This is a genomic window from Ilyobacter sp. (assembly GCF_041583315.1).
In the GTDB taxonomy this organism is placed as follows: domain Bacteria; phylum Fusobacteriota; class Fusobacteriia; order Fusobacteriales; family Fusobacteriaceae; genus Ilyobacter.
On the sequence record NZ_JBFHGC010000090.1, the window covers coordinates 1 to 6847 of the forward strand.

The 6847-nt window shown below is 37.1% G+C and carries 7 protein-coding genes and 1 pseudogene; all 8 read left to right on the forward strand.

All coding sequences use genetic code 11. The features are described from left to right. A partial coding sequence (locus ABZA26_RS04680; RefSeq protein ID WP_372713356.1) for a tripartite tricarboxylate transporter permease occupies positions 1 to 929 on the forward strand: 929 nt, incomplete at its 5' end. Between the two features lie 67 nt (positions 930 to 996). Continuing rightward, positions 997 to 1200, forward strand: coding sequence for a hypothetical protein (locus tag ABZA26_RS04685; RefSeq protein WP_372713357.1), 204 nt, complete (start codon positions 997 to 999; stop codon positions 1198 to 1200). A gap of 728 nt (positions 1201 to 1928) precedes the next feature. Next, positions 1929 to 3311, forward strand: a complete 1383-nt coding sequence (locus ABZA26_RS04690; RefSeq protein WP_372713358.1) for an oxaloacetate decarboxylase subunit alpha — start codon at positions 1929 to 1931, stop codon at positions 3309 to 3311. 59 nt (positions 3312 to 3370) lie between these two features. After that, a complete protein-coding gene (gene citD, locus ABZA26_RS04695; RefSeq protein WP_372713359.1) occupies positions 3371 to 3640 on the forward strand; it encodes a citrate lyase acyl carrier protein in 270 nt (89 codons plus the stop codon). After that, the gene (locus ABZA26_RS04700; RefSeq protein ID WP_372713360.1) at positions 3640 to 4536 is read left to right on the forward strand and encodes an aldolase/citrate lyase family protein; all 897 of its coding nucleotides are present in this window, start codon (positions 3640 to 3642) and stop codon (positions 4534 to 4536) included. The genes citD and ABZA26_RS04700 overlap by 1 nt, the downstream gene beginning before the upstream one ends. Positions 4537 to 4556: 20 nt before the next feature. After that, the gene (citF, locus tag ABZA26_RS04705) at positions 4557 to 6116 is read left to right on the forward strand and encodes a citrate lyase subunit alpha (protein ID WP_372713361.1); all 1560 of its coding nucleotides are present in this window, start codon (positions 4557 to 4559) and stop codon (positions 6114 to 6116) included. A 98-nt stretch (positions 6117 to 6214) separates the two neighbouring features. Next, positions 6215 to 6550, forward strand: a complete 336-nt coding sequence (locus tag ABZA26_RS04710) for an OadG family transporter subunit (RefSeq protein WP_372713362.1) — start codon at positions 6215 to 6217, stop codon at positions 6548 to 6550. Positions 6551 to 6603: 53 nt separating this feature from the next. Beyond that, positions 6604 to 6847 (forward strand): annotated as a pseudogene (locus ABZA26_RS04715) (acetyl-CoA carboxylase biotin carboxyl carrier protein subunit); the annotation flags it as partial.

Here is a 6847-nt window from a genome sequence, read left to right on the forward strand (position 1 = left end):
CAAGATTTACCTTTGGTGTAATGGAACTCCAGCAGGGAATAGATTTCTTAATACTGATCATAGGTATCTATGCTCTAGGAGAGGTATTTAAGAGTTTCAAATCTATAAATGAAGGTCAGAAAAAAATGCAGACCAAATTTGGTAAAATTTGGTTTACCAAGGAAGACTGGAAAAGATGTCTCTGGCCAATACTGAGAAGTACTCCTTTAGGATTCTTTGTAGGTGCTCTTCCTGGTGCTGGTGGAACAATGGCATCTCTTATGGCATACAACAATGAAAAACAGCTTTCTAAAAATCCTGATGATTATGGTAAGGGAGAAATAGTAGGACTAGCTGCACCAGAGGCTGCAAACAATGCGGCGTCAGTAGGAGCATTGATCCCTATGATGACTCTTGGAATTCCTGGATCAGGAACGACAGCGGTAATGATGGGAGCACTTCTCATGCTTGGACTTCAGCCTGGACCTATGCTGTTTACTCAGCATCCTGATATAGCCTGGGGACTTATTGCTAGTATGTTTATCGGTAATATAGTACTTGCAATAGTAAATATACCTTTGGCTGGAGTGCTTGTAAGAGTACTGGCTATACCTCCAAAGATTCTTTATCCTATAGTTTTAGGACTTGCATTTATAGGTACCTATGCTGTTGGAAACAGTGCAATGGATTTCTACCTGTTAGTTATATTCGGAGTTATGGGACTATTTATGGCAAAGGCCAACGTACCAACTGCACCTATGATACTAGGAGTAATAGTAGGTGGAACAATGGAGCAGTCTTTCAGACAGGCACTTACTCTTTCTAATGGTAAATCTGAGATATTCTTCAGATCACCAATATCTATAACTTTGATAGTGTTGACTGTTTTATCAGTTGTGTTCCCTCTTATAAAGCAAATGTTCAGAAAAAAACAACTGGCAAGTGCTTAATGAAAGCTCAAATTTAGAGGTTACTCTAAAGAATTGAAATTAGTATAAGGATAAAAGGGGTGAAGGAATGAAAAAACTTTCAATGGATCTAGAAGAAGAATTATATTCAGAAATGAAAAAAATATGTAGATATTTAGATGAGCCAATAGATGATTTTATTGCTGCTGCAATAGAAAAACATTTGGAAGAAAAAATGGAATTAGTGGATTCTGAAGAGATGGACAGAGTTTTGAAAGAACTTCAGGGTCAGGGCGAAGATGAATGGATGTAAGTTTTTAATAGAAATTTAGAGGTCTTCTCTCTCAGTTAAACTGAGAGAGAAGACTAATTTATTGCCTGGATAGCTGAGTTGAAAAAATGGAAGTCAATTTTTTTTGAAAAGTTACCAAATTAAAAGTAAGACAGAGTCTGTCTTTATGTAATAGTTATTTTCAGATAGTTTGCAGGTTAGCAGAGTGGAAATGTTTTAAAGGCTGTCTTGAGTAGACCTTATATATTTAAGAAAGCCCTTATTCATTATGTAGAGTTTTCGTAAAATATTACTATTATTTAATACAGTGATTTTTGAAATTCTTGAATCTATTTGTACGAAAGATTTATTTGATGAAAAATAGATCTTAATGTTGACACACAGGAAAAGGTGCGTTATAATTGTACAAGATAGATCCAAAAGGAACGCTTGTTGTGTGGCCTTTTGTGAATCCATTTAAAAATCACATATGTTTATTGGTAATTTTTAGGGATGACTACAGTTAAGCTCTAACAGGCCAATGCAAAGAATTTGATCTTTGTATTGGCCTGTTTTTATTTTCAGAAAAATTGTTTAATGAAATAAAAATTATAAAATTTACACCAGTTCTTAAAATCCTTTAATATATGGGATTAACGTTGACAAAGATAGTAAAAGGATGTAAGATATTCGGGAACAAATACTGTATACAGTATTTGTTATGGGTGATTTTGTATACAGTATTCTAAATAAATATTGAGGTGATTCTTTTGAAAAAGTTAAAAATAACTGAGACTGCTCTCAGAGACGGGCACCAGTCCCTAATAGCCACAAGGCTTAAGACTGAAGAGATTCTTCCTATCCTGGAAAAAATGGATCAAGCCGGATACTATTCCCTAGAAGTCTGGGGTGGGGCTACATTTGATGCCTGTATAAGATTTCTCAATGAAGATCCTTGGGAAAGACTGAGAGAGATGAGAAAAAGAGTCAAAAATACAAAACTTCAGATGCTGCTTCGTGGTCAGAACCTTTTAGGATACAGACATTATGCAGATGATGTAGTTGATAAATTTATAGAGAAATCTCTGGAAAACGGGATAGATATTATAAGAGTTTTTGACGCATTAAACGACTACAGAAACCTTGAAACTTCAATCAAGTCAATCATAAAATATAATGGACACTGTCAAGGGTGTATAGCCTATACAACAAGTGAAGTTCATACTATAGATTATTTTGTAGGGAAAGTAAAAGAACTTGAAAAATTAGGAGCACATTCAATATGTATAAAAGATATGGCTGGAATACTTCTTCCAAACGTAGCCTATGACCTTATAAAAAGGCTGAAATCTGTAACAGATCTACCGATAGAACTGCATACTCACTGTACAAGCGGAATAGCATCAATGCTTTATATGAGAGCTATAGAGGCTGGAGTAGATATAATCGATACAGGTATATCTCCTTTTTCCGGAGGTACAGCACAACCTGCAACAGAAGTATTTGCACATGTTTTAAAGGGAAGTGAGAGAGATCCTGAGTTAAATCTTGCCATTCTTTCTGAAATAGCAGACTATTTTAAGCCTATAAAAGAAAAATACAGATCAGAAGGGATATTAAACCCAAAGGTAATGGATGTAGAACCAAAAACCCTTACATACCAGGTTCCAGGAGGAATGCTTTCAAACCTTCTTTCACAATTAGAAGGGCAGGGGGCATCTGATAGATATGAAGAGGTTCTTGAAGAAGTTCCTAGAGTCAGAAAAGACCTTGGATTCCCACCATTAGTTACACCTCTTTCTCAAATGGTTGGTACACAGGCAGTGTTTAATGTACTTGTAGGAGAAAGATACAAGTTTATCCCTAAAGAGATAAAAGAATATGTAAGAGGTAAATACGGGCAGTCTCCTGCACCTATTAGCCAGGAAATAAGAGGAAAAATAATAGGTGACGAGCAGCCTATAACCCACAGACCTGCAGATGATATCGCTCCCGAATTTGAAAAACTCAAAGCCGAGATAGGGAATCTGGCTCAAAGTGACGAGGATATCCTCATGTATGCTCTATTCCCAGAAAATGCAAAAGAATTTTTAAATAAAAGAGCTGAAGAGTTAGAAGAAGAAAATGAATACATAATGACGGTTTTTGTATAACTTAAATAAATAATTTGCTGCTAAAAAAAATTGACTCATATATTGAAAGGAGAAAAATAATGATTGGAATTTGCGGAAATGAAAAAACTTCAGATGCATTGGTTACAGTTGATCTGAATACCGTAGGAATCAGTGTTGAAGTAATTTCAAAATTAAAAGGTATGTTCGGAGACTTAATGGAAAAATCGGTAATGGAGGCTCTTGCAGAGATGGAAACAGAAAATGCAAAGGTAACTGTACAAGATTTTGGAGCATTAGATTTTATAATCAAAGCTAGAACAAAAACAGCAGTAAGAAGAGCAAAGGCTGCTGCAGGAGGTGTAAAATAATGAAAAAACTGAGAAGAACTATGTTGTTTGCTCCTGCAAGTAACCCTAAAATGTTATTTAGCACTGCCATCTACAAACCAGACTGTATCCTGTTTGATCTGGAAGACGCAGTAAGATATGATGAAAAAGATGCTGCAAGAGACCTTCTTGTAGAAGCATTTAAAACTATAGATTATGGAAAGTGTGAAGTGTTTGTAAGAACTAATCCACTTAGAACACCGACAGGAGAAAAAGCACCTTTTGGAGAGCTAGATATAAGAGCTCTTGTACCTGCAGGAATGAGAAGAATGAGACTTCCTATGTGTGAAAAACCTGAGCACATACATGAGCTGACAGCATTACTAGACGAAGTGGAAAAAGAGCACGGAATCGAACCTGGATCTGTAAAGATACAGGCATCTTTAGAAACTCCCTTAGGAGTTATGAATGCTTTGGCTATAGCACAGTCATCTGACAGAGTAGTTACGATCTCTTTTGGAGCCGAGGATTTCACAAGAACTCTCGGAACAGACAGAACAAAGGCAGCAACAGAACTTTTTTATGCTAGATCACAGGTAGTAATGGCTGCAGCAGTGGCTGGTGTAGATGCTATAGATACTGTATGGGCAGATGTATCAGACATGGACGGATTTATAAAAGAAGTAGAGTCGGCAAAAAATCTTGGATTTGCAGGTAAGTCATGTATTCACCCTTCACAAGTGAAAGAGGTTCATAATATTTTTACTCCGTCTATGGAAGAAGTAGAGAAATCTATGGCAATCCTAAAAGCAGCAGCAGAAGCTAATATTCAAGATGGTGGAGTAATTACAGTAAATGGAAAAATGGTTGATATTCCGGTAATCGCTAAAGCTGAAAGAGTAGTTTCTTTAGCTAAGGGTGCAGGACTAATCAAATAATTCAGGAGGGAAATAAAAAGATGGAATTAAAGACATTAGTTAATAAATTGGGAAGAGAGATGCCAAGTTTTATTGAAGGTTATGGTGAAGTTAAACCATACTCCGGACCATTTGCTACAGAAGCATCTGGAAGAAAATATTCTCCATCAAAATCTTCTTCAAGACCTGGAGACGTAAAATTATTAGGTGGTATAAAAGAAGCTTTAGAAAAAGTTCAAATAAAAGACGGAATGACAATATCTTTTCACCATCATTTGAGAAACGGAGACTATGTACTAAACATGGTTATGGAAGAGATTGCAGCTATGGGGATAAAAGATATAACAATTTGTTCATCATCTTTGACATCTGCTCATGAGCCATTAATTGATCATATAAAAAACGGCGTAGTAACTGGACTTCATACTTCAGGATTAAGAGGTAAGATAGCTAAAGAGGTCGCCACAAACAATATTCTTGGAAAGCCGGTAGTATTTAGAACTCACGGCGGAAGAGCTAGAGCTATAGAAGCCGGAGAGGTAAAGATCGACGTGGCATTCATAGCTGCCCCAGCATGTGACCCTATGGGGAACATGAATGGAAAACAAGGAAAGGCTGCCTTTGGTGCTATGGGATATCCTATGGTAGATGCAGCATATGCCAATAAAGTAGTAGCTATCACAGATAACCTTGTGCCATTTCCACTAGAAAAAATATCTATCTCAATGGCTGACGTAGACTATGTGGTAGAGGTTGAATCAATAGGTGACCCGGAAAAAATAGCTACAGGAGCAACAAGAGTAACTAAAAATCCGATGGATCTACTTATTGCTGAAAACGCTGCTAAGGTACTGATTGCATCAGGACTTGTAAAAGAAGGATTTTCTTTTCAGGCTGGTTCCGGAGGAGCTTCCCTTGCAGTTTGTAAATTTATAAGAGAATACATGGAAAAAAATGAAATAAAAGGATCTTTTGCAGCTGGAGGAATTACAGCTTACCTTGTAGAACTTCTTGAAGCAGGATTGTTCAATGCACTGCTTGATACCCAGACTTTCGACGGAGCTGCAGCAGATTCATTTAACAGAAATCCGAATCATATAGAAATGTCAGCTTCTATGTATGCAAACCCTCACAATAAATCTTGTTCTGCTCACCAGTTAGATATGATGATACTATCTGCTACAGAGATCGATACAGATTTCAACTTAAACTCAATGACAGGTTCTACAGGAATGATCATGGGTGCTCAAGGCGGAGCTCCTGATACTGCAGCAGGTGCAAAGCTGACAGTGTGTGTAGCACCAACAATGAGAAAGAGAATACCAATTTTACTGGATAAAGTAACAAATGTAGTAACTCCAGGAGAAACAGTAGATGTACTGGTAACTGAAAGAGGAACATGCGTGAACCCTCTGAGAACGGACCTTATAGAAAAGTTTACTGAAGCAGGAATAGAGCTAATGTCTATAGAGGAATTAAAAGCTGAGGTTGAAAAACTAACAGGAGTTCCAAAAAGAATTCAATATGAGGATACAGTAGTGGGAATCATAGAATACAGAGACGGAACTGTAACAGATGTAATAAGACAAGTAAAAAAATAAATAGGGGGAGCATTTGCTCCCTTATTTATTCACTAAAGCTATTGTTAAATATTCAGTGATTTTTTTTGATTTAAAAAAAATGAAGAAGGGAGGACAAAATGAATATTACAGAACTTATGGGAATGTTTTCTAATCCGGAGACCATCAAAAGCCTGAATATGGGAGACAAGATGATGGGTGTAGTTGTAACTGTAATTCTAGGTATGGGAATAACAATTACGGCACTCATATTCATACAATTTCTTATAGGAATGATGACAAAACTTTTGGCTGAAAAACCAAAATCGGAAGCGGCAGTGGAAACATCTCAAAAAACTCCTTTGAAACCAGATGTCAACGATCCGGAACTTATGGCTGCAATTTCTGCTGCAGTGGCTGCAAAGATGGGGATCTCTCCAAAGAGTATTGTGAAAACAGTTGTTGAGAAAAGATAGAATCTGATTTTTTAGCTTAATAATCTTATAAGAAATTTTACAGGAGGATAAAAATGAAAACTTTTAAAGTTGTTGTCAATGGAAACGAATATGAAGTAGGAGTAGAAGAGGTAGGGGCAGTAGCATCTGCACCAAGAGCATCTGCACCAGTAGCACCAAAACCAGCAACGCCTACGCCGGCACCAGTAGCACCGAAACCAGTAACTACTGCAGCAGGGGCAGGAGCAGGAGTAAACACAGTAACTGCACCTATGCCTGGAACAATAATCAATGTGGGAGTCCACGCAGGAGCGAAAG

What these genes read in the sequence shown, in the direction of transcription:
- ABZA26_RS04685 (WP_372713357.1), top strand. Translation starts at nt 997, where the DNA reads ATGAAAAAACTTTCAATGGATCTAGAAGAAGAATTATATTCAGAAATG.
- citD (WP_372713359.1), top strand. Translation starts at nt 3,371, where the DNA reads ATGATTGGAATTTGCGGAAATGAAAAAACTTCAGATGCATTGGTTACA.
- ABZA26_RS04700 (WP_372713360.1), top strand. Translation starts at nt 3,640, where the DNA reads ATGAAAAAACTGAGAAGAACTATGTTGTTTGCTCCTGCAAGTAACCCT.
- citF (WP_372713361.1), top strand. Translation starts at nt 4,557, where the DNA reads ATGGAATTAAAGACATTAGTTAATAAATTGGGAAGAGAGATGCCAAGT.
- ABZA26_RS04710 (WP_372713362.1), top strand. Translation starts at nt 6,215, where the DNA reads ATGAATATTACAGAACTTATGGGAATGTTTTCTAATCCGGAGACCATC.